Genomic DNA, 26,346 nt, shown 5'->3' with positions numbered 1-26,346 from the left:
GGGATTTCGGTCAACGTGCTTGTGGATAGGAGCGCCCACGCGAGGGTCCGATGGTCGGGCGAAGGACGTTCCATCTCGTTCCATAATTCGAGCGATGGCGTTCCATCGCGTTCCATCCTGCTTAGGGTTCTTTGGCAATTCCGGTCGCGGCGATCACGACTTCGGCGAGTTCGGGCGTGCACGCAAGCACGGGGTTGCCTGTCCGCAATCCATCCTTCGCCAGGAAGTTGTTGGTCCAGCCGCCTGCTTCTTCGATGATGAGCAGGCCCGCCAGAACATCCCATGAATTGATGTGCAATTCGCAGTAGGCGTCGATGCGTCCATCGGCGACGTAAGCGAGGCCGAGCGTTCCCGAGCCCGCGCGACGCACATTGACGCCCGCTGCCTTCAGGCGGTCGACGAGGGCCACGTAGGGGTCGCGCGGCAGACGCGAGGACCAGCCCGCTTCCACGGTCGCTTGCCGCATGTCGGCAAGACCGCTCACGCGGATCGGCTCGCCGTTAACGGCGGCGCCGCGGCCGCGCTGGGCGGTGTAGAGTTCGTCATGCATGACGTTGTAGACCACGCCGATCTCGGTGCGGTTGTTGCGCACGAAGGCGATCGAAATCGCGAAATGCGGAATACCGCGCGCGAAATTCGCGGTGCCGTCGATGGGATCGACCACCCAGACATCACGCTCGAACGATCCGCCGCCCTCTTCGCCAAAGAAAGCGTCGCTCGGCAACAATTCGTTCAGGCGGCGACGGATCAGCTGCTCGACCTCGGCGTCGGTCGCGGTCAGAAAGTCTTGAGGACCTTTGAAATCGGGGCGCTGCGAACGGGGACGTTCGAGAAAGCGCCTGCGCGCGAGAACGCCGGCTTCCCGGGCAATGGCGCAAGCGGCCGCAAATCTCGTTTCCAAACCATCGTGCGTCATGGGCTCCCCTTCGCCTGTCAGCGTTGCGAATGCCCGTCGGTCTGTCGCGAGACATTCATCTTTGTCTGTTAAAATGTGGTGGATGCTTCTCTCAAAGTGAGCAGATGCCCCCAAGGCGCTTCAATTGATCCTTTATTAGCCGGCTTCAATCAACTAGGCTTCAATGCCACGCAGCAGGAATCCCCATCTTATCGAATGCCCCGGACGCTTAAAGACGAATTCAGCCAGGTTGCAGCGCTTCCTTTCCGGATCAAGGACGGAAAGATCGAGGTGTTGCTCGTGACGTCGCGCGAGACGAGGCGGTGGCTGATTCCGAAGGGCTGGCCGATGAAGGGCAAGAAACCTCACAAGGCGGCGGCTCAGGAAGCAGCCGAGGAAGCGGGCGTGAGAGGCGAGATCAGGCAGGAGCCTCTCGGTTCCTATGATTACTGGAAGCGCCGCGCGAAACATTTCGACCTGTGCCGGGTCGAGGTCTACCCGCTCGAAGTCTCCAAGCAACTCGAAACCTGGCGCGAAAAAGGGCAGCGTGACGCGCAATGGTTCGACGTGGAAGAGGCCGCGCATCAAGTGCTCGAACCTGCTCTCGCCGAGCTGATCCGCAGTCTCCCGGCCCATCTCTGAGCTGATTTAAAGCCTGACATGGAACGCAATGGCGATAAAGAAGTCTTCCCCTGACGGGACGACTGAAGGCCGAAGCTTGGCTTTCAGGACGTTTGTTCGGTCGAAGATTGCGATGAAGGTTTGTCCGAATCTCTTGCGGTATTGCTATGGCTCAGGTCGTTGAGGGGCGCTCTCGAAGTCGTCAGGCGACAAGATCCGCCGACTCGCTGGCGCGCGGGCTCGGCTGGTTTAGCCTTGCACTCGGTGTTGCCGAACTCGCCGCCGCAGGGCGAGCTGCGCGGTGGCTTGGAATGGAACGAAATGAAACGCTTCTCCGTGCGTGCGGGATTCGTCAGATCGCAACCGGTGTAGGCGTTCTCGCCCGAGACGATCCCGCCCCTTGGATTCGGGCGCGGTTGGCCGGAGATGCGCTGGACCTTCTCGTCCTCGGCAAAGGTTTGACGAACATCAACACGGAGCGGGACCGGGTGGCCTTGGCGATCGGCGCGGTCGCGGGCGTCACGATCATCGATGCTCTTTGCGCGAAAGCTCTGAGGTGGCGAAGGTATGGCCGGCGCGACGGCTGGCCGCCCCGGCGGTTTGTGCTTCGCGAGACCCCGAATATGTGAAAGGGAGTTTCATTTATGACGAGGCCGCACGTCTTCACCATCGGATACGAGGGCGCTGATATCGATCACTTCACCTCCGCGCTGAAGGATGCGGGCGTTGCGATGCTGGTCGACGTGCGGGCCGTCGCTTCATCGCGAAAGCGCGGGTTTTCGAAATTCCTTCTGCGTGACGAGCTGGCTCATGAAGGCATCGGCTATCGTCACTTTATCCAGCTCGGTACGCCGAAATCCGGACGAGAGGCCGTGCGGGCCGGAGATGCCACGCTCATGCGGAAGATTTATTGCGATGAGGTGCTCTCGACGAAACCGGCGCAGGAGGCTCTCGAGGAAGTCGCGGAGCTGGCGAAGCATCAGCCGATCTGCCTGCTCTGCTTTGAACGTGACCCCACGAACTGCCACCGCCACATCATCGCGGAGCGCCTGGCTGCCCGTGGCATGAAGGTGACCGATCTTTTCGTGATGCAACGAGACGAGAGGAAACCTCACCATTCATCGAAGACTTTGCTCGATGCGACGCGCCTGATAAAACCTTGACGAGAATGATCGAGGGCTGGGCTGCGCATGGATGGAATTGTAACGGCGGTGAGTGCGAGCCCGGAGCATCGTTTCAGCAAGCAGAGACAGGCCGGCATTCGCCTCCTCGCGGGTCTCGGTGTGGAAGGCGACGCGCATTCTGGCGAGACGGTGAAGCATCGCTCGCGGGTGGCGAAAGATCCGAGCCAGCCGAATTTGCGTCAGGTCCATCTCATCCATGCCGAGCTGCATGATGAATTGCAGGCGGCCGGTTTCACGGTCTCCGCAGGTGACATGGGAGAGAACATCACGACGCGCGGGCTCGATCTGTTGGGCCTTCCGACCGGGACCCGGTTGCTCATCGGCGATGCCGCGATCGCAGTGACGGGGCTGCGCAACCCGTGCCTCCAGATCGACCATTTCCAGGCGGGCATGATGAACGCGGTCCTGGATCGCTACGAACAGAGCAACCTCATCCGCAAGGCCGGGATTATGGGAATTGTGCTCACCGGCGGTGAGGTGAGGCCCGGTGATACGATCCGCGTCATGCTTCCGCCTGAACCGCATCAACGACTTCAGCCTGTCTAGGGCCAGTGCTCGGGCCTTGCCTAACCCGGTAGCCTGAAAGCAAGCACATCCGCGCTTTGAATCGCAGGCGGAACGGCGAATAATTCGGCTGCCTTCTCCATCAACGCGGCGGCGACCTTGCCGGACAGGTGCGCGTCGCGCGCGCTCTGCGTGGGAAAGGCGTCGAAGATCGCGAAGCTTGTCGGGCCGAGCCGCACGCCGAACCAAGCGACCGTGCCGGGTTCCGCCTCGACCAGTGCCTGACCCTGACGGAGGAAGTCCGCGACCGCCTCTTCCTTGCCGGGTTTCGCTTCCAGAGCGACGTAAAGAGCATATTTTGGCATCGGATCGCTCGCTTGTGCTCGACAGCCCCCAAGCCTTTTCACCCTATCACAAGAGACTCAACGTGCAGAGTACTCGTCTTGGATAATCAGCGGTCTTGATCGCGGCGAGCTTCAGGGTTGTTGCCAAATCGCATCGTATACGGTAAATCTCCCATAGGTTTAATTTCAGAGAGGGAGGACTGCATGGTATTTTCACGTTTGCTGATCGTTCCTCCCGCGTTCAAACGCTAGGCTGAACGAAGCGGGACGACACAGTCCCGCGCCCCAGACCTTCCATCACCACAGACTTTCGAGCGATTCCGGACCTGTCTCAGGACTGTCCGTTCCAATTCGCTTCCTCAATAATTCCAGGAGTGGTCCGCCTTCGCGCGGCCTGTTCGTCCCATGAACCAGCAGACCAAGCGCGGGGATGCGACCCGCGACGTGTTGAAATTCACTTTCCGGCATTGGCGCGAACAGCCGCGCTATGTCGTTTTGATCATGGCCGCCATGATGGCGTCTACGCTTGCCGACGTATTCATGCCTGTCTTTGCCGGGCAGCTTGTCGATGCCATCACGCTCGGCGCGTCCGACCGGGATGCGGCCTTGCGGGCGGCGCTCACGGCATTCGCGGCCATGACGGGGCTTGGTCTCGTGATGGTAGGCCTGCGACACGCCGCGTTCTACGGCATCGTCGAGCTGACGCTGCGCGTGATGGCGCGCGTGGCCCAGGATGCTTTTGCGCGCGTTCAGCGTTTTTCCACGGAATGGCACGCCAACAGTTTCGCCGGATCGACCGTGCGCAAGGTCACGCGCGGCATGTGGGCGCTCGATCTCTTGAACGATACGCTCCTGCTGGCGCTGCTTCCCTCGCTCGTGGTGCTTCTCGGCTCGATGATCGTGCTCGGCTTGCGTTGGCCGGTGATGGGATTCGTCATTTTCCTCGGCACGGTCACCTTCATTACGATGACGGCGCTTCTCGCGACGCGATATGTCGCGCCGGCAGCGCGGCTGGCAAATGCTTGGGATACGAAGGTCGGCGGAACGCTTGCCGATTCCATGGGCTGCAATGCGGTGGTGAAGGCGTTCGGCGCGGAGGCGCGCGAGGACGAGCGTCTTTTGCGCGTCTTGATGAAATGGCAAAGCCGCACCCGTCGCCTGTGGAAGCGCGGTACCAAGAGCGGCACGACGCAGCTTGTCGCGCTTCTCGGCATCCGCGCCGCCATCATCGGCACGGCCTTGTGGCTCTGGTGGAACGGCCAGGCGACGCCTGGCGACCTCGCTTATGTTCTCACCACGTATTTCGTGATCCACGGCTACTTGCGCGATGTGGGCATGCACATCAACAACCTGCGCCGCTCCGTGAACGACATGGAGGAACTGGTTGGCATGCATCGCGAACCGGTGGGCGTGAAGGACCGCCCGAGCGCCCAGCCGATCCGCATCGCGCGGGGCGAGATCGCGTTCGACCGCGTGGATTTCCACTATGCCGGGCATGCAACGGCACTCTACCGCGATCTGTCGCTGACGGTTCGCGCGGGCGAGCGCGTGGGTCTCGTCGGGCCGTCGGGGTCGGGCAAGACGACGCTCGTCAAGCTCATCCAGCGGCTCTATGACCTGACGAGCGGGCGCATCATCATCGATGGCCAGGACATCGCGGATGCGCGCCAATCCTCGTTGCGAGCGCAAATCGCCATCGTGCAGCAGGAGCCGATCCTGTTTCACCGCACGCTTGCGGAGAACATCGCCTACGGACGGCCGGGTGCGACCATGGTTGAGATCGAGCGCGCGGCGCACCTTGCGAACGCCCACGACTTCATCATGCGTTTGCCGAAAGCGTACGCGACCCTCGTCGGTGAACGCGGCGTCAAGCTGTCGGGTGGCGAACGTCAGCGCGTCGCCATCGCGCGCGCCTTCCTGGCCGATACGCCCATCCTCATCCTGGACGAGGCGACCTCCGCATTGGACTCGGAATCGGAGGTCCTGATCCAGCAGGCGATGGAGAGGCTGATGGAGGGGCGCACGTCCATCGTCATCGCCCACCGGCTCTCCACGGTGAGCGCCCTCGACCGGATTTTGGTCTTCGACCAGGGGCGCATCGTGGAGGAGGGGACCCACGCGGGTCTCTATCGCAAAGGCGGCCTCTACCGCCGTCTGTGCGATCACCAAGGGCTGGAATTCCGGGATCGTGCGACGCGCTCGGAATCGGTCGAGTAGGGGGCGGCGGCCTCGGTCTTCCCGGCTGTCGGCGCCGGCATTCAGCAAGGTAAACTGATGCCGGGGAGCCTCCGCCTTTCGGCTTCGCGTTGAGGAAAGATCAGACTTTCCTCAACGCGGGCGGTCAGGAGAGGTGTCGAAAAGCACAGAAATGTTATATCGAGCATGCAATCACTTGTTCAAAATCATCCTGGAGCTTTTCGATGTCCACGCCGATCCTTTTGGGAACAGATTTCATCGTGAACAGGCCTGCCGCCGGGTACCAGCAGGACGCTAAGCTGACAAAGCTGAAGGATGGAACCTTCGTGGGCGTCTGGATGACTGCCGAGGGCGGTGAATACTCTTTGCACGGCCAGGTTTTCTACGCTGACGGCACCCGAAAAGGAGGCGAGTTCCTTGTTGCCGCCCCCTCGGAGGCGGTGAAAATGAACCCGGCCATCGCAACGCTCGACGATGGCCGCTTCGTGGTGACCTGGGGCGATTATACAAACGGCAACTCCGACATCCTGGCCCGCATCTTTACATCGGGCACGGCGGTGACCGGAGGAGGGGCGATTACTGTCACGGACAAGGCCTTGCCGCAGCGACTACCCTCCATCGCGTCCCTGGCGAATGGTGGGTTCGTGGTCACGTACACGGATGCTTCGGATGCGACCAAGGGGATCGAAGTCAAGGCACAGGCCTTCGGTATCACGGGCGAAAAATGGGGCGGTGAAGTCGCGATCAACGGGGTCACGACGGGCAGCCAAAACCATCCCTCGGTCATTCGGCTCGGTAGCGGATATGCCGTCGTCTATACTGACGGCAGCAAAACCAATGCCAGTGATCCGAGTGAGACCATCAGGGGACGCGTGGTCACCTTGAACGGCGCTACGCCGATTTTGGGCAACGAGTTCATCGTGCCGAGCTCCTGGGGCGACAAGACCTCGCCTTCTATCGCGCTCCTCGCCAATGGCCGGTTTGTCGTGACATGGACGCACGCGGCGCCGGAATCCGGCGATGGCGACGGGCCTTGCGTCAAGGCGCAGATTTACAATGCCGACGGCACGAAATATCGCGGTGAGTTCTTGATCAACGCGACAGTGCACTCCTCTCAGGATTCGTCGGTCGTGACCGCGCTCGCGGATGGCGGTTTTGCTGTCGCCTTTCAGGATACCGATGGCGGCACGGGCCGGTATCGTCTGGCCACCTTCAACAGCGACGGGGTGGCAACAAGCGAAGAAGTCGTGATCCGGTCGACGGAAAATGGAATTGATGTTTCTTCGGGAAAGCCGAGCCTCACCCTTCTTGATGATGGCCGTATCGTCTTCGCGTGGTCGGAATACTATGAAAAGTCGTCCGAGGATCGCGACGGTGACGTGCGCGCGCAGATCATCGATCCTCGCACGAAAGCGATCTCACTGAGCGGAACGGCCGGTGACGATCGTTACATCGGGACTATCTTCGACGACCAGCTCAGCGGTGGCGCAGGCAACGACAAACTCTCCGGCGAGGCGGGTAACGATACCCTGGATGGCGGTTCTGGCGCCGATGTGCTCAATGGTGGCGCGGGGGACGACACCTATGTCGTCGACAGCCTTGACGATCAGATCGTTGACAGCTCTGGCATCGATACGGTCATTACCTCCATAAGCTATTCGCTTGCGAACCTTCCGACGATCGAAAACCTCACCAACGGGGGCGCGAGCGCCTTGGCGTTGAAAGGTAACGCCCTTGCCAATGTGATCACCGGCGGTTTCGGTCATGACACCCTTTATGGCGACCTCGGAAACGACACGCTGGCCGGCGGCGCGGGGGACGACACCTATGTCGTCGATAGCCTTGACGATCAGATCGTTGACACCTCCGGCATCGATACGGTCATCACCTCCATCAGCTATTCGCTTGCGAACCTGCCGACGATCGAAAACCTGACCAACGGGGGCGCGAGCGCCTTGACGTTAAAAGGCAACGCCCTTGCCAATGTGATCGCCGGCGGTTCCGGCCATGACACCTTTTATGGCGGCCTCGGGAACGACACGCTGACCGGTGGAGCGGGCAAGGACATCTTCGTGTTCGACACCAAGATCGACAAGACCAAGACTCAGGTCGATGTGATCTCCGATTTCAACGTCAAGGACGACAGCATCTGGCTGGACGATGCAATCTTCAGGGCGCTCGGCAGGAAGGGCACTCCCGCCAAGCCGGCTCAGCTGTCGAAGGACGCATTCTGGATCGGCGCGAAGGCGCACGACAAGAGCGACCGGATCATCTACGACCTCAAGAAGGGTGCGCTTTATTACGATTCCGACGGCTCCGGCAAAGCCGCCGCCATCCTGATCGCGACCCTGCCGAAGGGCCTCAAGACGCTGTCGGAGAAGGACTTTTTCGTCATCTAGGATTGGTTCTGGGCGACCGCCTCATGGTCCGCACAGGATGGGAACCGTCACGGCCCGCATCGCGGCGGCCAGGTCGGCGGCGCTGTGCTTTCGCGCGGCTTCCGCCTTTGCTGGCGGAAGACCTGCGAAATCCTCGACGAGACTTGCAGAAGGAACAAGCTTGTAGCGTGTCGCTGTTGCGACGCCCGCGATCTTGACCGGAGCGGAGGGCATGGGGCCGACAAGTCCGACCAGAGCGCCCGATGTGTCGAGGACAGGCGCACCGCTTGCTCCAGGTTGAAGCGCCGCCGTGAATGTCCCGTCGTTCTCGGCAAGGCCGGGAACGACAACGAGTGCTTCCGCCGCTTCCCCGGCAAGGGAGGACGGCTTGTCTGCAAAGGCGACGATCAACAGGGCGGATTGGTCCGTCATCGCGCCGCGCGCGAGGGGCGCGGTCGTCTTCGCGGAATCCGCGACGGTCAGGAGCCAGGAGAACCGCCCCTTCCTGGGTTGGGCTTTGAGGCCTCCGATCCGCACGTTGGAACAGGAATCCAGCGGCGCCGTCGTCATCACCTGATTGGGCGCGACGACAATGCCTGTTCCGAGCAAGGCCGTTCCTCGCGGCATAGCTGGCGATTGTGGGGTCGACGTCGCGGGTTGGCTCGCGCTCACCGCGGTTCCAGCTGTCGGGAATGGCGTGAAGGAGTTGGCGATGGCGACCACGAGCCGGTCGAGCTGTGGTGCAAGGGCCTTGTCGTAGCCGATGGAGAACCCGCGAATTCCGGGCGTGCCGCCGGCATAGCGCGTGTAGAATTTCCCCGTCGGCGTCTCGCCGGTGATGACGAAGAAATCCGGCCGCAGGATTTTGTAGGTCACGAGACGGCCGGGTGTCTGGATCGCGATGTTGCGGTCGTAGAGGGATTGCAATGTCGCATCCGGCGGCGCGACGCGCGTGTCGAGCGTGACCTTGTCGTCTACGCTCTGCCAACGGCTGCCGCCACTCTGGTTGGTATCTTGTTTCGGAAGAATTTTTGCGGGAATCCCGAGCCGGACGCCGCTTCTCGGATCATCGATGACGGTAAACCCGCTGGCGCTCCTTGCCTGCTGCGTCGCGTTTTGCAAGGAGGCGCGATCCGCTTGGTTCAGGATGCCGTTCGCGGGCTTCTTCGCGCCTTGTTGGAAGGCGACGATGGCGTCATAGGTCTGGCGTCCGAACGTCCCATCGGCAGCGCCGCTATAGTCGCCCATCCAGATGAGGCCTTCCTGGATCGCCTTGCGATCCGCCTCGGGCAGGGCTTCAAAAACGGCGCGGGCGGCATCGAGAGCGGGGGCGTTTCGCGCGGCGGGCGATGGGGCTTGCGCCATAGCGGGGTGGAACGCGGCAACCATCAGGCTGCCGACCAAGGCGAAGCGGGTGAGGCACCACCGAGCCCGGACTGTGTTCGCCATCGATTCCTCCCCCGGCCAAGCCATTCAGCCTTCCGGCGAAAGCTAAGACCTCTCGTTTCATCCTGTAAAGCCGACGGTGGGTGTGTTGAAGCACCTCCCGTTGCCTTGTCGATTGGCTGCGCGGTGCTAAGGTCCATTCCGCAAACGGGAAAAACGTGAGGGCGTGACGATGATCAGACAGTTGCTGCGGAGCGCCATCGTCGCGATTGGTTTGAACGCCGTCTTCCTTGCGAGCCCGGCGCAAGCCCAGAAAGCCTTCGTTCGCGAAGACCTGGCGAGCCAAGGCGTTCGGCTGGAACAGAGCCTCAAGACGGAAGGCGGCCGAACGGCGCTCGACAAACCTGTTCAGGTTCTGCGTCGCGATGCGGAGACAACCCTGGCGCGCGGGAATGCGCGGCAAGCCTTGGGGTTGTTTACCACGACCATCGCCAATGAGCCCGGCAATTGGGCGAACTGGGCCGGCTATGCCCGTGCGGCGCTTGCGGTCGATCCCGGCAACAACTGGGAAGAGCGCTACAAGCTGCAGGAACGTCAGGCGATAGCGGCCTACACCGCCTATCAAAAGGCGACGACGCCGGCGGATGAAGCGACGGCGCTGGCATTGCTCGGCCAGGTTTATGCCGCGCAGCAGGCCTGGCGTCCCGCCTTGAACGCCTATGCCGCGAGCCTGAAGCTAAAGGATGATCCGCGCGTGCGCTCCACCTACGAGCAGATGCGCGAAGAGCACGGCTTTCGCGTGACCGACTTCAAGGTGGATTCGAATGCCGCCTCGCCTCGCGTCTGCTTTCAGTTCTCCGATCCGCTGGTCATGGGCAAGGTGGATTTCTCGCCTTATGTCGCAGTGTCGGGAAACGCCAATGCGGCCGTCTCCGCCGAGGGCTCGCAGCTTTGCGTCGATGGGCTGAAGCATAGCGAGCGCTATGCCATCGTGTTGCGGCAGGGGCTGCCATCCTCCGTCGGCGAGAGCCTTCTCAAGGCGGCGGATTATGAAATCTATGTCCGTGACCGGGCGCCGAGCGCTCGCTTCACGGGCCGCAATTACGTGTTGCCGAGCACGGGGCAGGAGGGCATTCCGGTCGTCTCGGTGAACACGTCGAAGGTGGATGCGGAGGTCTACCGCATCGGCGACCGCAATCTTCTGCCGGCCATTCGGTCCGAGGACTTTCTCGGACAGCTCACACGCTATTCAGCGGGCGAGATTGCCCGCGAAAAGGGCGTGAAAATCTGGAACGGCACGCTCGATACCGCCTCCGATCTCAACCGCGACGTGATCACGGCGTTCCCCGTCATGGAGGCGGTCGGCAAGCTGGAACCCGGCATCTATGTCATGACCGCGAAAGCGCATGGCAATGGCGACGCCACGAGCAATGAGGATCACGACAGTTACGGTGCGATCGCCACGCAATGGTTCGTGGTGTCGGATCTCGGCCTGACGGCCTTTACCGGCAAGGGCGGCGTGCAGGTTTTCGTGCGCTCACTCGCGAGCGCAGAGCCGCGCGCTGACGTGGAGATCAGGCTCGTTGCACGCAATAATGAAGTGCTGGCGACCAAGAAGACCGACAAGACCGGCGTCGCGCAGTTCGATCCCGGCCTCGCGCGCGGAGAAGGGGGCCTCGCGCCCGGTCTCGTGGTGGCGACGGAAGGGGCCGATTACGGCTTTCTCGACCTCGGCGCCGCCGCTTTCGACCTCACTGACCGGGGCGTGAAAGGGCGCACGGTCTCGAGCGCGGTCGACGCCTACCTCTACACCGAGCGCGGCGTCTATCGCACGGGCGAGACCGTGGCGCTGACGGCGTTGCTGCGGGATGCCAGGGGCATCGTCGTGCCAGGCGTGCCGCTGACCCTCGTGGTGCGCCGCCCCGATGGCGTCGAATATCGCCGCGCGCTGGTGGAGGATCAGGGTCTCGGCGGGCGCGCCTTGTCCCTTCCGATCCTGCCCGGTTCGTTGCGCGGAACATGGCGCGTGGCCGCCTATACCGACCCCAAGGGTCCCTCCATCGGCGACGCAAGCTTCCTCGTCGAAGACTATGTCCCCGAACGGTTGGAAGTGAATCTCGTGCCGAAAGTGGAGGCTCTGCGGCCCGGCCAGTTGGCGTCCATCGATCTGTCGGCGCGCTATCTGTATGGCGCGCCGGGTTCCGGCCTCGATGTCACCGGCGAGGTCGCGGTTGCGGCATCTTCTGTCAACGGCATCAAGGGGCTCGAAGGTTACACGATCGGCCTTGATGATGAATCGGTCGAGGCTTCGAGCGTTGAAATCGAACAGGCCGCGACCACGGATGCGCAAGGCCGCGCGGCCTTGCAGATCCCTGTGCAGAGTGTCGCTGCGCCGCGTCCAACGGAGGCGCGCATCACCTTGCGGGTGGCCGAGGCTGGAGGACGCGCCGTCGAGCGCAGCGTGACGCTGCCGATCCTGCCGAAGGGCCCGGTCGTCGCCGTGCGGAAGAATTTCAGCGGCCAGCTCGGCGAGGGCGCGAACGCCACGTTCGATGTGGTTGTGTCCGACCCAACCGGCACGCGCCTTGCGAGCCGCAATGTTTCATGGAGCCTCTACAAGATCGAGCGCCGCTACCAATGGTACAATTCCGACGGTCGCTGGGGCTATGAGCCGGTCAAGAACACCCGCCGCGTCGCGGATGGGCGCGTCGATGTGGTGGCGAATGCGGCGGCTCGCATTTCCGCTCCCGTGGAATGGGGAACATATCGGCTCGACGTGAGCGCGCCCGATCTCGGCGAGACGGCGCAGACAAGCCTGTCCTTCACGGTCGGCTGGTCGGGCGATCAAACGGCTAACACGCCGGACCTGCTCGACATGACACTCGACAAGGCGAGCTATCGCGCCGGCGAGACCATGCAGCTTCGTCTCAATCCGCGTTTCGATGGCAAGGCGACCCTCGCCGTGGTGAGCGACCGTGTGCATGACATTCGCGTGGTTGATGTCACTGCCTCCGGCACGAATGTGAGCCTGCCGGTGCGTGCGGAATGGGGGCCTGGCGCTTATGTGGTCGTCCTCGCCCATCGCCCGCTCGACCGCGCGGCGAAGCGCATGCCGGGGCGCTCGCTCGGCACCGCGTGGTTTGAAATCGATCGCGATGCGCGCGCGCTTGCGGTCAGTCTCAATGCGCCGGACAAGATCCGGCCACGCGGAACCCTCAAGCTGCCGGTAAAGGTGGACGGTTTGAAAGTGGGCGAGGAGGCGCGCATCACCGTTGCGGCGGTTGATGTCGGTATTCTCAACCTCACGCGTTATGAAGCCCCGAACCCGATGGCCTATTTCTTCGGGCAGAAACGACTCTCGTCCGAGATCCGAGATCTCTACGGCTTTCTCATCGACGGCATGCAGGGCACGCGCGGCGCGATCCGCTCCGGCGGCGACATGGAGCCGAAGCCGCTCGACGGCATTCCGCCGACGCAAGAGCCGCTCGCCCGTTTCTCTGGCGTAGTCAAAGTGGAGGCGGATGGTACGGCAAACATCGAATTCGACATCCCGGCGTTCAACGGCACCGCGCGGGTCATGGCCGTCGCCTGGACGAAAGACCGCGTCGGCAATGCCTCGGCGGATGTCATCATCCGCGATCCGGTGGTGCTCGCCGGCACCTTGCCGCGCTTTCTTTCCGTCGGCGACCAGTCGCGCTTCTTCATGCAGATCGACAACGTGGAAGGACCCGCAGGCGAATACACGATCGATCTCGACATTCGCGGCCCCATTGTCGTTCCGGCGGACAGCTTGCGTTCGATGATCAAGCTCGATGCCAAGGCAAAGAGCGGAATCACGATCCCCGTCACTGCGGGCGGCCGAGGTGCGGCCGTCATCGAGGCGACCCTGAAAGGGCGGGGCCTCGATGAGGTTTCGCAGAGCTTCACTGTCGCAATCCAGCCCGGCACCGGGGCGCTCGCACGCCGCGTCGTGCGCCCGCTCGAACCGGGTGCAAGCCTCAGCCTCTCGAAAGATCTTGTGGCGGATATTCTCGCCGGAACAGGTGCCGTCTCGGTGTCCGTCTCGCCGCTTGCCAGCCTCGACGTCCCCGGCCTGCTCCAATCCCTCGACCGCTATCCCTATGGCTGCACGGAGCAGGTCGTCAGCCGCGCGCTGCCGCTGCTCTACGTCAATCGCCTTGCGGAGGAGGAAAAGCTCTCCCTTGACGAGAAAGCGGATGAGCGCGTGCGCAGCGCCATCGAGCGTGTCCTGGCGCGCCAGGATTCCAACGGCTCCTTTGGTCTCTGGTCGGTCGGCGGAGATGATCTCTGGCTCGATGCTTACACCATGGACTTCCTGACCCGCGCCAGAGAGCGGGGTTTTGCGGTGCCGCAGGTGGCGTTCAACGTCGCCCTCGACCGGTTGCGCAATTTCGTCGCCAATACGACGCAGGTCGGGGAGAACGCGGCGAACCTCGCCTATGCGGCCTATGTGCTGGCGCGTAACGGACGTCCTGTGATGGGCGATTTGCGATATCTCGCCGATACCAAGATAAGCGAGTTTACATCGCCCCTTTCGCGTGGCCAGCTTGCCGCCGCGCTCGCGTTGCTGGGGGATCGCGCTCGCGCGCAAAAGGCGTTCGCATCCGCCGTCGAGCAGTTGAAAGGCGAGCGCGACAGCGGCGACTACCGCGCGGATTATGGCTCGCGCCTGCGCGACGGGGCGGGACTCCTGACCCTCGCCTCTGAGACCGACAACGTTCCGGCTCTCATTCAACCTGTCGCGAAAGTGATTGATGAGGAGCGCGGCAACCGGCGCACGAGCACGCAGGAAGAGGCATGGCTGGTCCTGGCCGCGCAGGCCGTCGCGCGCGATGCGGGAGCCATGGTTTTGACGGTCAACGGTGCCGAGCAGAAAGGCGCGCTCTATCGCAGCTACAGGGACGCCGCGCTGGCAAACGGCACGGTGACCGTTGCCAATGCGGGACCGGCGGCGGTGCAGGCGGTCGTGACCGTGACAGGCAACCCGATCGAGCCGGAGCCCGCCGCATCACGCGGTTATGTGGTCGAGCGCAGCGCCTACAAGCTCGATGGCAAGCCGGTGGAGCTCTCGTCCGTGCAGCAGAACGAGCGGCTGGTGGTGGTTCTGAAAGTCACCGAGACAGAAGCGCGGCAGGCGCGCGTGCTGCTCGTTGATCGACTGCCGGCGGGTTTCGAGATCGACAACCCGAAACTCGTGGACAGCGGCAACGTGGCCAGTCTCTCCTGGCTCAAGCGCGACGTGGAGCCCGTGCACACGGAATATCGTGACGACCGTTTCGTCGTCGCCTTCGACCGTGAGCCGGATCAGCCCGCGTTCTTCACCGTTGCATATATGGTCCGCGCTGTTTCGCCGGGCCGCTATGTCCACCCCTCTGCGCAGGTGGAAGACATGTATCGGCCCGAGCGCTATGGCCGCACGGGGTTTGGCACGGTCGAGGTGACACAGGCGAAGCCATGATGGACGCTGGCGACAGACGGAAGACGAGGGCGTGGGGGATCATCCTCATGCTCGCGGCTTGCGTCGCCGTTCTACCGGCTCTTGGCCTATGGCGCTTCGTCGATGCGTTGGGTCCGCTCGATCTGACGATGGTGGAAAGCCGCTCGACGGTGGTGCTCGATCGCGATGGGCGATTGCTCCGTCCCTTTGCAACACCGGAAGGGCGCTGGCGACTTCCCATCGCCACGAGTGATGTGGACCCGCATTATCTCGCCATCCTGAAAGCCTACGAGGATGCGCGGTTCGAGCGCCATTGCGGCGTCGATCCTCTCGCCTTGTTGCGAGCGGCGGCGCAATGGGTGCGCAGCGGCGCGGTCGTGTCCGGCGGGTCGACGCTGACCATGCAGGTGGCGCGCCTCCTGGAGCCGCGCGAAGACCGCAACGTGAGCGCGAAGCTGCGCCAGATGGTGCGCGCCGTCCAATTGGAGCGCCGCTTCTCGAAAGACGAGATCCTGCGGCTTTACCTGACGCTTGCGCCCTATGGCGGCAATCTGGAAGGCGCGCGGGCCGCCAGTCTGTCCTATTTCGGGCGTGAGCCGAAACGTCTCTCCTTCGCCGAGGCAGCGCTCTTGGTCGCCTTGCCGCAATCGCCCGAAGCGCGCCGGCCTGACCGTTCCGCCCATGCGGCGCGGGAGGCGCGCAATCGCGTGCTCGACCGCGCGCATGAGCGTGGAGTCCTGACAGCGGCGGAAGCGGAGACCGCCAAGGCTGAGCCCGTGCCGGTCGCGCGCCGTCCGTTCCCGATGCTCGCCGCTCACGCGGCCGAGGCTGCGTTGGCGGAACGGCCCTCCGTGAGCACGCATCGGCTTGCCATCGATGCGCGTCTGCAAGCCAATCTCGAACGGCTGGCGCGCGAGCGGATTGAGCGGCTCGATGCCAAACTCTCCCTCGCCATTCTCGTGATCGACAACGCCACGGGCGAAGTGCGGGCGCAGGTGGGCAGCCCCGATTATATGAGCCGCGAACGGGCGGGGGCCATTGATATGACGCTCGCTCTGCGGTCGCCGGGCTCCGCGCTGAAACCCTTCATCTACGCGCTCGCTTTCGAGAACGGGCTTGCACATCCCGAGACGCTTTTGGATGACCGGCCCTCGCGTTACGGCGCTTACCAGCCGGAGAATTTCGATCTTGCCTTTCAGGGCACGGTCACCGCGCGCAAGGCGCTGCAATTGTCCCTCAACGTGCCGGCGGTGGAATTGTTGAGCGAGCTTGGTCCTGCCCGTCTCCTGTCGCGTTTACGTCAGGCCGATGTGGCGATCGCCATGCCGAAGGAGGCAGCCCCCGGCCTTGCCGTCGGCCTCGGCGGCCTCGGCATCACGTTGACCGATCTCACCCGGCTCTATGCGGGTCTCGCGCGGGGGGGCGATATGCCGGGTCTCGTGCGTCGCGTCGGGGAGAGTGCGGCGCAGGCGCCCGAGCGGCGGATCGCTGATCCGGTCGCCGCCTGGTACGTGTTCGACATCCTGCGTGGCGCACCGCCGCCCGAGAACGCGCTTGCCGGACGCATCGCCTTCAAGACCGGCACGTCTTTCGGTTATCGCGATGCCTGGGCTGTCGGCTACGACCGGCAGTTCACGATCGGAGTCTGGGTCGGCCGGCCCGACGGCTCCGCCGTTCCGGGCCTCGTCGGTCGGCTCGTCGCCGCGCCTATCCTCTTCGATGCCTATGGCCGTCTCGGCACCGAGCCGGAGGCGTTGGCAATCCCGCCCTTCGCCCTCCAGGCCACCACCGCAACCCTGCCGCCGCCTTTGCGCCATGTGCGCAAGGACGTTCCGAAAACGGTTGCCTCCACGGTGCAGGCGCCGCTCAAGATCGCGTTCCCGCTCGATGGATCCCGGGTCGATCTCGGTTTCGCGCAGGTTGCCGAGGAAAAAGCCAGCCTCGTCCTCAAAGCCTCCGGCGGCGTCCCGCCCCTGACCTGGATGGTGGACGGCGCACCCGTCGAGACGGGCACCTTGCGGCGCGAGGCTTCCTGGCGGCCGGGCGGAGCCGGTTTCGTGCGGTTATCAATCATCGACGCCAAGGGCGCAACCGACAGCGTGCTCGTGCGGGTGGAGTAGCGAAGGTCGCTTGCACGGTACGGGTGCCGGTTCCGTTTGCGTTATTGCAATGTCATAACGTAGGAAAATATTTATACGCATTACAGATCAAGGGTTTGCGCGGGGTCGTATTGCGTGTTTGCAAGGGCCGCCTCCCTTCCTTGGCTTGCCGGCTCCAGGACCCCTTGCCCCCCCGGTATCGACGCGTAAGGTGTTACGAAACGTTATAGCAGGCGGGAAAGCAAGAGCCCGCAACTGCAAAGCTGGGGGACTTAACCGATGGCCACGCCGATCCTTTGGGGAACGAGCGACTTCCTCGTCAACACCACGACCGACAAGGCTCAGGGCGCACCACAATCGGTGGGCCTCCCGGATGGCACGTTCGTGGTTATCTGGAATGACGCGAGTGGCATCGCGGCTGCCGGGGGGAGCGACTGGGACGTTCGTGGCCAGATCTTCTACGCCGATGGCACCAAGAAGGGCACCGAATTTCTCGTAAACGGGACCATGGTCTCCGGCACTATGCGTTATACAGGAGTGCAATCCGAGGCAAAAATTGCGGTCCTGAACGACGGTCGGTTCGTCGTAGCCTGGTCGGATAGCAACGACTATGTCGATGGCACCGTATTGGATCCCGGCGGGGGAGTCCGAGCCAGAATTTACAACGCGGATGGAACGCCTGCGCCCGGTTACAATCAGGATGGTACCCTCGTCCCGGTGGGCGATTTTCACGTCAATTTACCCTTCACGGGGAAGCAGGCCGCCGAGTCCATTGCGCCGCTGGCTAATGGCGGCTTTGTCATCACCTATTCGACCACGCCTGGTATGGACCCCGACATCAGGGCTCAAGCTTATGACGCGAGCGGGAGGCCCCTCGGTGGTGAAGTCAGCGTCAACACGACGACGACCAATCCTCAGCGTTCCTCATCAGTCGTCGGTCTGAACAATGGTAACTACGCGGTCTTCTGGGAAGACCTGAGCAAGAGCGCGGACGATCCGGTGATGCCGACCGTCCGTGGGCGCATTTTCAAACCGGACGGCACTCCGGTCACGCCTGAATTCCTGGCGCCGAGTTCGCGAGGGCCGAAGGGGGCACCGTCGGTGACAGCCCTGACGAACGGCAAGTTCGTCGTCGTTTGGGAGCATCAGTCACCGGATGCGGGCGATGGTTCGGAAGGCAGTATCAAAGCCCAGATGTACAATGCGGACGGCTCGATGTACCGCGGCGAGTTCCTGATCAACTCGAGGACGATTGGACATCAGGAGGGAGCATTCGTCGTTGCTCTTCCAGACGGGGGCTTTGCTGTTTCCTATACCAACGGCAGAAAAGACTACAACATCTTTGACAGCTATGGCATCGCGACTTTCGACGGCACCGGCCAGCGCACCGGTGACGACTATATTTTCGAATTGCCGATCGGAGCTCGCCCAGTCAATAACTGGAGGTCGAATCTGGCCGCTTTGAGCGATGGACGTTTGGTCTTCAGCTGGAGCGAAACTAACTCGCAGCGGATCGACGATCCGCTTGGCGTTCACGCCCGCATTCTCGATCCGCGCGACAGAGGCATCACCCTCACCGGCAAGGATTTCGACGACGATTTCATCGGCACCAACTTTGCAGATTCTCTCAGCGGCAAGGAGGGCAACGATCGTCTCCGCGGTGCTGGCGGGAATGATACGCTCGTCGGCGGGAAGGGAGCCGACATCCTCGATGGAGGCGATGGAAGCGATACGGCATCCTACGCTGACGCGGATGCCGAGGTTGTCGCGAACTTGGTGTCGCCGGCCGCCAATTCCGGCGATGCCGCCGGCGATACCTACATCTCGATTGAAAATCTTATCGGCTCGAAACTCGGCGATAAGCTGACCGGGAACAACGGCGAGAATGTCATCGACGGCGGCGACGGCAATGACACCTTGGTGGGCGGCGGTGGCAACGATTCGCTGCTTGGCGGCAAGGGAAATGATTCACTCGATGGCGGGACGGGGGTTGACACTCTGATCGGTGGCGCCGGCAACGACACTTATCTTGTGGACGACGCGAAGGACAAGGTTGAGGAAGCGGTCGGCGGTGGCATCGACGTCGTGATCGCATCCGTCAGCTATGCTTTGGATGCTAATGCGGAAGTTGAGGAGCTGAGAGCCGTCGCCGGAGCCGCCAAAATCAATCTGACGGGCAATGGCATTGCTAATAAGCTCGTCGGCAACAACGCAGATAACGTGCTCGATGGTGGTGGCGGGGCTGACTATATGGAAGGTGGTGTCGGCAACGACACCTATGTCGTCGACGATGAGGGCGATGTCGTCGTTGAAGCGGCTGGCGACGACCAAGGATTCGACACCGTAGTGATCGGCGCGGATTTTGCGGCCGACCACACATATCGGCTCGCGGCCTTCGAAAACATCGAGGCGTTGACGGCCCTCAACAGTGCTGGCGACATCACCCTCGTCGGTAATAGTGGCGCCAACATCATTACCGGCAACGATGGCGCCAATGGACTTGATGGCGGTAACGATACGGTCGTCGATACGCTCAAGGGCGGAAAGGGAGACGACACCTATTATATTCGCCATCAGGGCGATGTGCTGGTCGAACTCGACGGGCAGGGAACCGACACGGCTCTCGTGTCGGCTGCGAAGTTCGAGTTGGATGCCGATGTCTCGATTGAGATCATCAAGGCGGACACGAGCGGCGGGGCGAATGCCTTCGCGCTCACGGGCAACAATCTCGCCAATACGATCAAGGGCGCTGTTGGAAGCGACACGCTCGATGGTGGCGGAGCCCTTGATGACAGGGCCGATCAACTCGAGGGCGGTAATGGGGACGACACTTACTACGTGCGCCACAAGGGCGACGTAGTCGTTGAGGGGCTCAACGAAGGCGAGGACAAAATCGTCGCCTTCACGAGCTACACGCTGAAAAATGGCACCTATGTCGAAACGCTGGAGGCGGCGGCAGGCGTCGAAAATCTGACCCTGACCGGCAACAACGCGGCCAACGTCATCAAAGGCAATGCGCTAGCCAATACGCTTGATGGCGGACAGGGGGCGGACTATCTCGCGGGTGGAGACGGCGACGACGTTTATTACGTCGACGATCAAACTGATCGGGTCGTCGAGGCAGCTGTGCCAGGCGGCATCAGCCGAGACGTCATCGTCGTGACCGCCGGAATTGCCTATGTCCTCGACAACGACGTTTATGTGGAGGAATTGCGGGCCAAGGAGGGCGTCGCGGTCCCCAGCCTGACCGGTAATGCCCGAGCCAATACGATCATCGGCAACAGCGGCGACAATACACTGGATGGCGGCGGCGGCGGCGATATCCTTCAGGGCGGCTTGGGCGACGACACCTATATTGTACGGACAGGCGACATCATTCTCGAAGCGGCGGAAGGCGGCGTCGATACGGCGATCGCGCAGGGTTCGTTTACTCTAAGCCGTGACATGTCGGTGGAGATCCTGAAGGCAGGGAGCGCCGCTGGGCTCGCTCTGACCGGTAACAACCTCGTCAACACGATCATTGGTGGAGCCGGCAACGATACGCTCGACGGCGGCGGCGGTGCCGATGTTCTCGAAGGCGGTGCGGGCAACGACACCTATATCATCGGCAATGCCTCCGTTACCGTGAAGGAGGAGGCGGGTGAGGCCGGAGGCTACGACACGGCAATTGTGTCGAAGAGCATCACGCTTGCCGAAATTGCCAATGTGGAAGCCTTGGAGGCGGCCGAGATAGCCGGCGCTGCTGGCAATATCGACCTCACGGGCGACGGCGGGAACAACCGGCTTGTCGGCAACTCGGGGAACAACCGGCTCGATGGTGGTGCTGGCCAGGATATCCTGATCGGCGGGAAGGGTAACGACACCTATATCGTCGATGACCTGGGCGATGTCGTATCCGAGACGCTGAACAGCGAGGGGGGCACGGACACGGTCATCACATCGGTGGACTTCACGCTCGGTTCGAGCCAGTTCATCGAAGTGCTGAAGAGTGCGGATACGTCGGCGGTCCGACTGGCCGGCAACGGCCTGGCGAACACGCTCCTCGGCGGCGGGTTCGACGACACGCTCGATGGCGGTGGCGGCGGCGACAGCCTGTCCGGCGGCGCGGGCAACGACACCTATATCGTGCACAGCGCGAAAGACCAGATCACGGATCTTTCCGGCACGGACACGGTCGTCGTCGGGTTCGACTACACGCTGGCCGGTGGCACGGGTATCGAGGTTCTGAAAGCCGCTGACGGCGTGAGCGGGATCAAGCTGACCGGCAACACGTCGGCGAACACGCTGATCGGTAGCGACGGCGCGGATGTGCTCGACGGCAATGGCGGACCCGACGTCCTGCGCGGTGGTAAGGGCGACGATACCTATCTCCTCACTGGTGCAGGCGTGACCATCGAGGAAGCCGCGGATGGCGGCAACGACACGGTGATCGTGTTCACGGCCAAGGCCGACCTGAGCACCTTCGCCAATGTCGAGAACCTGGCGGTGGCGGCTTCGGTCACGACGGGCGTTGAGCTGATCGGTAACAGCGAGGCCAACGGCCTGACCGGCGGCGTCGGCGACGACACCCTCAGAGGCGGTGGCGGTGCGGATACGCTGAGCGGCGGTAAGGGCGACGATACCTACTTCGTGGACGACGCGAAGTGTGCCGTGGTTGAGACCATGAACGGCGGTGGAGGCACGGACACGGTCGTCGCGTCGGTGGACTTCACCCTCGGTTCGAGCCAGTTCATCGAGGTGCTGAAGAGTGCGGGAACCTCGGCGGTCCGGCTGACCGGCAACGGTCTGGCGAACACGCTCCTCGGCGGCGGGTTCGACGACACGCTCGATGGCGGCGGCGGCGGCGACAGCCTGTCCGGCGGCGCGGGCAACGACACCTATATCGTGCACAGCGCGAAGGACCAGATCACGGACCTCGCGGGCACAGCCGATACGGTCGTCGTCGGGTTCGACTACACGCTGGCCGGTGGCACCGGTATCGAGGTTCTGAAAGCCGCTGACGGCGTGAGCGGGATCAAGCTGACCGGCAACACGTCGGCGAACACCCTGATCGGTAGCGACGGCGCGGATGTGCTCGAGGGCGGTGGCGGACCCGATGTGTTGCGCGGCGGCAAGGGAGATGACACCTACCAGCTCAAGAGCGCTGGCGTGACGATTGAGGAAGCGGCAGATGGCGGCAACGACACGGTGATCGTGTACACCGCGAAGGCCGATCTGAGCGGCTTCGCTAATGTCGAGAATCTGACGGTGGCGGCTTCGGTCACGACGGGCGTTGAGCTGATCGGCAACAGCGAGGCCAACGGCCTGACCGGCGGCGTCGGCGACGACACCCTGAGAGGCGGTGGCGGTGCGGATACGCTGAGCGGCGGTAAGGGCGACGATACCTACTTCGTGGACGACGCGAAGTATGTCGTGGTTGAGACCCTTAACGGCGGTGGAGGCACGGACACGGTCGTCGCGTCGGTGGACTTCACCCTCGGTTCGAGCCAGTTCATCGAGGTGCTGAAGAGTGCGGGAACCTCGGCGATCCGCCTGACCGGCAACGGTCTGGAGAACACGCTCCTCGGCGGCGGGTTCGACGACACGCTCGATGGCGGCGGCGGCGGCGACAGCCTGTCCGGCGGCGCGGGCAACGACACCTATTTCGTACGCAGCGCGAAGGACCAGATCACGGATCTTTCCGGCACGGACACGGTGGTCGTCGGGTTCGACTACACGCTGTCAGCTGGCGCAGGCATTGAAATCCTCAAGGCGGCGGACGATGTCAGCGGGATCAAGTTGACTGGCAACGCGCTGGCGAACACGCTGGTCGGGAGCGACGGCGCGGACGTGCTCAATGGCGGTGGCGGAGCCGATGTGCTGCGCGGCGGCAAGGGCAACGACACTTATCTGCTCACCAGCGCGGGCGTGAGGATCGAGGAAGTGGCAGATGGCGGCAACGACACGATCATCGTGTACACCGCTAAGGCCGACCTCAACGATTTCCCCAATGTCGAGAACCTTACGGTGGCGGACTCGGTCACGACGGGCGTCGAACTGATCGGCAACAGCGGGGCCAACAACCTGACCGGCGGCGTCGGCGACGATACGCTGAGAGGCGGCGGCGGTGCTGATACGCTGAATGGCGGCAAGGGCGACGACACCTACTTCGTCGACAGCGCCAACGTCACCATCATCGACACATCCGGCACGGACACGGTGGTCGCCTCGGTCGACTACACCCTCGGAGCCGGATTGGAGAACCTGCGTGCCTCAGGGACCGGTGCGCTCAAGCTGACCGGAAATGAGCTCAACAACGTCCTGATCGGCAACGACGCAGCCAACGTGCTCGACGGCGGCGCCGGGGCGGATACCATGCAGGGCGGTGCCGGCGACGACATCTATCATGTCGATCAGGCAGCAGACATGGTGGTGGAGCTCACCGGTCAGGGTTACGACACCGTTCTGACAAGCGTGAGCTATAGTGCGGCCTCCGCTGATATCGAGGCGATTACCGCCACGGGAACCGCAGCGATCCGCCTGACGGGCAACGCGCTCGTCAACACACTCATCGGCAATGATGCGGCCAATACGCTCGATGGTGGGGCGGGTGCGGACAGCATGGCGGGTGGGGCTGGGGACGACATTTATTATGTCGACTCGGCAGGCGATACGATCACCGACACGTCGGGCAAGGACATCGTGTTCACCAGCGTCAGCTACACCTTGTCCGGCGCGTCGGGCATCGAGACGCTTGCGGCTTCGTCCCCTGACGACGTCACGGCGCTCGTTCTGTCCGGCAATTCGTTCGACAACACGCTGATCGGCAACGCCGGTAAGAACAAGCTGATGGGTGAGCTCGGCAACGACACGCTCTCAGGCGGTCTCGGCAACGACACCCTGACTGGTGGCAAGGGTAAGGACATCTTCGTGTTCGACACCAAGTTGAACAAGAAGACCAACTTCGACAAGATCACGGACTACGTCGTGAAGGATGACAGCATCTATCTCGACAACGCGATCTTCAAGAAGCTCGGCAAGAAGGGCACGCCTGACAAGCCGGTCAAGATGACCAAGGGCTTCTTCACGATTGGTGACGCCGCCAAGGACAAGGACGATTACATCATCTACAACGCCAAGAAAGGCATCCTCTATTATGATGCCGATGGCGACGGCGCCGGCAAGGCGGTCGAAATCGCCACCCTCAAGAAGAACCTCAAGATGACGGCCGCCGAATTCTTCGTCATCTAGCCGCTTCCCGTCGGTCGTAACGCGGAAAATCGAGGCCCCTTCTCTTCGGAAGGGGCCTTTTTCATGCCGTTGCGCCGGGTGCGCTCATGCGCTCGATGCGCCACTTCTTTACCACGCCCATTTCGAACCTATCTCCCCACAAGGGGGCTTTTGTCATGGGAGAATCCTATGCGCACGATCCTCGCAATCGCGTCAGTCGCCTTCGCTTTGTCGACCTTGACCGCGCAGGCGCAGACATCGGCCGCCCCTGCCGCTGGCCACATGATGACCCCGCAACAGGAGCGCATGAAGACCTGCAACACGGAGGCCGGAACGAAGCATCTGGGCGGGGATGCCCGCAAGACCTTCATGTCCGATTGCCTCGCTGGCAAGGCGACGGGTTCCACGGGCCATGCTCTCACGCCTCAGCAGACCAAGATGAAGAGCTGCAACACGCAGGCCAGCAGCATGAAAGGTGAAGCCCGCAAGAACTTCATGAGCAGTTGTCTCAAAGGCTGACGCCACGCGTTGAAGGTGCCCGGAACGGCAGCTAGGCCGGCCTCGGGCGACTGTCGCGCCCCGTAAAACGGGCGCGACCGCCTCTTGGTCGATCGCTATATCGCCGGGCTGAACCGCGCGACGTCTTCGGCGCGGAACTGATCGAACACGGCGGCCGCCAGGCGCACGAAGGGACGTCCCGTCTCGGTGACTTCTAGAGTGTTGTGGTCGAGCGTCACCAGGCCATCTGCCATTAGAGGACGTAACAATGCCAACTCGTCGGCGTAGGTTGCCCGGTCGCCGAGGGCGCTCAGGTCGATGCGGAAGTTGCACATGAGTGCTTCGATAATCGAGGCGCGAACTCTGTCGTCCGGCTTCAGGCGATAACCGCGGGTCGAGGCAAGCTTTCCATCGCCGATGCTGCGCATGTAACTGCCGATATCCGCCACGTTCTGCACATAACCGTCGGCTAGCTGCGAAATCGCCGATGCGCCGAACGCGAGCAGGGTCTGCTGGTCGTCGTCCGTATAACCTTGAAAGTTCCGGTGAAGCTGGCCCGAGCTGCTCGCGATGGCGAGCGGGTCGTCCGGGCGGCCGAAATGGTCGAGGCCGATGGCGACATAACCGTTTTGCGTGAACACGTCCGCGACCACGCGTGCCTGCTGAAAGCGTGCGCCCGGGGCGGGCAGCGTTGTCTCGTCGATAAGCCGCTGGTTAGCCTTGCGCTGGGGCATATGCGCATAGCCGTAGCAGGCGATGCGGTCGGGCCGCAGCGCAAGCACCTTGGCGCATGTTGTCTCGACCGAGGTGACGGTCTGGTGCGGCAGACCGTACATCAGATCGACATTCAGACGCTTGATGCCGGAGGCGCGCAGCATCTCGGCCGCTCTTGCGACCACATCGAGCGGCTGCACGCGCCCGATGGCCTCCTGAACATCGGGATCGAGATCCTGCACGCCCAGGCTGACGCGGTTGACACCGATGGAGACGAGGCCTCGGGTCAGCGTTTCATCGACAAAGCGCGGGTCAAGCTCGATGGCGTGCTCGAACCCGTCGTCGAAAGAGGCGTGCTCCGAGAGCGCGTCCATGACGGAGGCGAGGCCGTCTGCCCCAAGGATGCTCGGCGTTCCGCCGCCCCAATGCAGGCGCGCTACCTTGAAGGGACCCCGCAGATGCCGGGCGACGAGACCGATCTCGGCTTCCAGCACCTCCCGATAGCCTTCGATTACCTCATCCCGCCGCGCCACTTTGGTATGGCAGCCGCAATAGTGGCAGAGCTGCCGGCAATAGGGCACGTGCAGGTAGGCCGACACGCTGTCGCGCAAGTCGAGCCGACGCAGCCAATCCGCGTGATCGGATGGGCCGACTGCCGAGGTGAACTCAGCGGCCGTCGGATAGGACGTGTAACGCGGAACCGGCAGGCTGCCATAGCGGCGGACGAGATCGTCGGACATTACTTCGCCCTCGTCTTCTCCAGCCTGCGGTCTTCACGCATCTCGAACCACATGGCGTTCAAAATCGCGAAGGCGCATGCAAGGCCGACGCCGAGGATCCAGGAAAAATACCACATTGCT

15 protein-coding genes are annotated in these 26,346 nt (G+C 62.8%); 10 read left to right on the top strand and 5 right to left on the bottom strand.

What is annotated here, in order from left to right:
• Nucleotides 1-121: 121 nt before the first annotated feature.
• Nucleotides 122-916, bottom strand: a complete 795-nt coding sequence (locus I2H38_RS16810; protein WP_196273017.1) for an inositol monophosphatase family protein — start codon at nucleotides 914-916, stop codon at nucleotides 122-124.
• 195 nt (nucleotides 917-1,111) lie between these two features.
• Here I2H38_RS16810 and I2H38_RS16805 point away from each other — a divergent pair, with 195 nt between their 5' ends.
• From I2H38_RS16805 to I2H38_RS16790, 4 genes are all read left to right on the top strand, one after another.
• A complete protein-coding gene (locus I2H38_RS16805) occupies nucleotides 1,112-1,537 on the top strand; it encodes an NUDIX hydrolase (RefSeq protein WP_196273016.1) in 426 nt (141 codons plus the stop codon).
• Between the two features lie 146 nt (nucleotides 1,538-1,683).
• Nucleotides 1,684-2,145, top strand: coding sequence for a hypothetical protein (locus I2H38_RS16800; protein WP_196273015.1), 462 nt, complete (start codon nucleotides 1,684-1,686; stop codon nucleotides 2,143-2,145).
• 15 nt (nucleotides 2,146-2,160) lie between these two features.
• Nucleotides 2,161-2,679 (top strand): DUF488 domain-containing protein, encoded by a 519-nt coding sequence (locus I2H38_RS16795; protein WP_196273014.1) that lies wholly within the window; start codon nucleotides 2,161-2,163, stop codon nucleotides 2,677-2,679.
• A 27-nt stretch (nucleotides 2,680-2,706) separates the two neighbouring features.
• Nucleotides 2,707-3,246, top strand: coding sequence for an MOSC domain-containing protein (locus tag I2H38_RS16790; protein WP_196273013.1), 540 nt, complete (start codon nucleotides 2,707-2,709; stop codon nucleotides 3,244-3,246).
• Between the two features lie 20 nt (nucleotides 3,247-3,266).
• Here I2H38_RS16790 and I2H38_RS16785 read toward each other — a convergent pair whose 3' ends face one another.
• Nucleotides 3,267-3,569, bottom strand: coding sequence for a putative quinol monooxygenase (locus I2H38_RS16785; RefSeq protein ID WP_196273012.1), 303 nt, complete (start codon nucleotides 3,567-3,569; stop codon nucleotides 3,267-3,269).
• Between the two features lie 384 nt (nucleotides 3,570-3,953).
• Here I2H38_RS16785 and I2H38_RS16780 point away from each other — a divergent pair, with 384 nt between their 5' ends.
• Both I2H38_RS16780 and I2H38_RS21430 read left to right on the top strand, forming a co-directional pair.
• Complete coding sequence (locus I2H38_RS16780) at nucleotides 3,954-5,765, top strand: ABC transporter ATP-binding protein (protein WP_196273011.1); 1,812 nt, start codon at nucleotides 3,954-3,956, stop codon at nucleotides 5,763-5,765.
• Between the two features lie 203 nt (nucleotides 5,766-5,968).
• Complete coding sequence (locus tag I2H38_RS21430; protein WP_196273010.1) at nucleotides 5,969-8,143, top strand: calcium-binding protein; 2,175 nt, start codon at nucleotides 5,969-5,971, stop codon at nucleotides 8,141-8,143.
• A 21-nt stretch (nucleotides 8,144-8,164) separates the two neighbouring features.
• Here I2H38_RS21430 and I2H38_RS16770 read toward each other — a convergent pair whose 3' ends face one another.
• Complete coding sequence (locus tag I2H38_RS16770; protein ID WP_196273009.1) at nucleotides 8,165-9,571, bottom strand: peptidoglycan-binding protein; 1,407 nt, start codon at nucleotides 9,569-9,571, stop codon at nucleotides 8,165-8,167.
• A gap of 169 nt (nucleotides 9,572-9,740) precedes the next feature.
• Between I2H38_RS16770 and I2H38_RS16765 the strand changes: the two genes are divergently transcribed.
• The 4 genes from I2H38_RS16765 (at nucleotide 9,741) to I2H38_RS16750 (ending at nucleotide 24,793) form a co-directional block, all read left to right on the top strand.
• Entirely contained in the window at nucleotides 9,741-14,987 is a 5,247-nt protein-coding gene (locus I2H38_RS16765) for an alpha-2-macroglobulin (protein WP_196273008.1), read from the top strand.
• Nucleotides 14,984-17,086 carry a penicillin-binding protein 1C gene (gene pbpC / locus I2H38_RS16760; protein WP_196273007.1) on the top strand — a complete coding sequence of 701 codons (2,103 nt, stop codon included), beginning with the start codon at nucleotides 14,984-14,986 and terminating at the stop codon, nucleotides 17,084-17,086. Before I2H38_RS16765 ends, pbpC begins: the two co-directional genes overlap by 4 nt.
• 258 nt (nucleotides 17,087-17,344) lie before the next feature.
• A complete protein-coding gene (locus I2H38_RS16755) occupies nucleotides 17,345-24,295 on the top strand; it encodes a calcium-binding protein (RefSeq protein WP_196273006.1) in 6,951 nt (2,316 codons plus the stop codon).
• A 168-nt stretch (nucleotides 24,296-24,463) separates the two neighbouring features.
• On the top strand, nucleotides 24,464-24,793 hold the full coding sequence (locus tag I2H38_RS16750) for a PsiF family protein (protein WP_196273005.1): 330 nt from the start codon (nucleotides 24,464-24,466) through the stop codon (nucleotides 24,791-24,793).
• A gap of 95 nt (nucleotides 24,794-24,888) precedes the next feature.
• On the opposite strand, the gene hemN is transcribed toward I2H38_RS16750, so the two are convergent.
• Both hemN and cydX read right to left on the bottom strand, forming a co-directional pair.
• Nucleotides 24,889-26,226, bottom strand: a complete 1,338-nt coding sequence (gene hemN, locus I2H38_RS16745; RefSeq protein WP_196273004.1) for an oxygen-independent coproporphyrinogen III oxidase — start codon at nucleotides 26,224-26,226, stop codon at nucleotides 24,889-24,891.
• Entirely contained in the window at nucleotides 26,226-26,342 is a 117-nt protein-coding gene (gene cydX, locus I2H38_RS16740; RefSeq protein WP_196273003.1) for a cytochrome bd-I oxidase subunit CydX, read from the bottom strand. The genes hemN and cydX overlap by 1 nt, the downstream gene beginning before the upstream one ends.
• Nucleotides 26,343-26,346: the final 4 nt, after the last annotated feature.

The organism is Microvirga alba (assembly GCF_015694465.1).
Taxonomy (GTDB): Bacteria; Pseudomonadota; Alphaproteobacteria; order Rhizobiales; family Beijerinckiaceae; genus Microvirga; species Microvirga alba.
The sequence above is the reverse complement of the archived record's forward strand: the minus strand, read 5'-3'. Positions and strand labels throughout refer to the sequence as shown.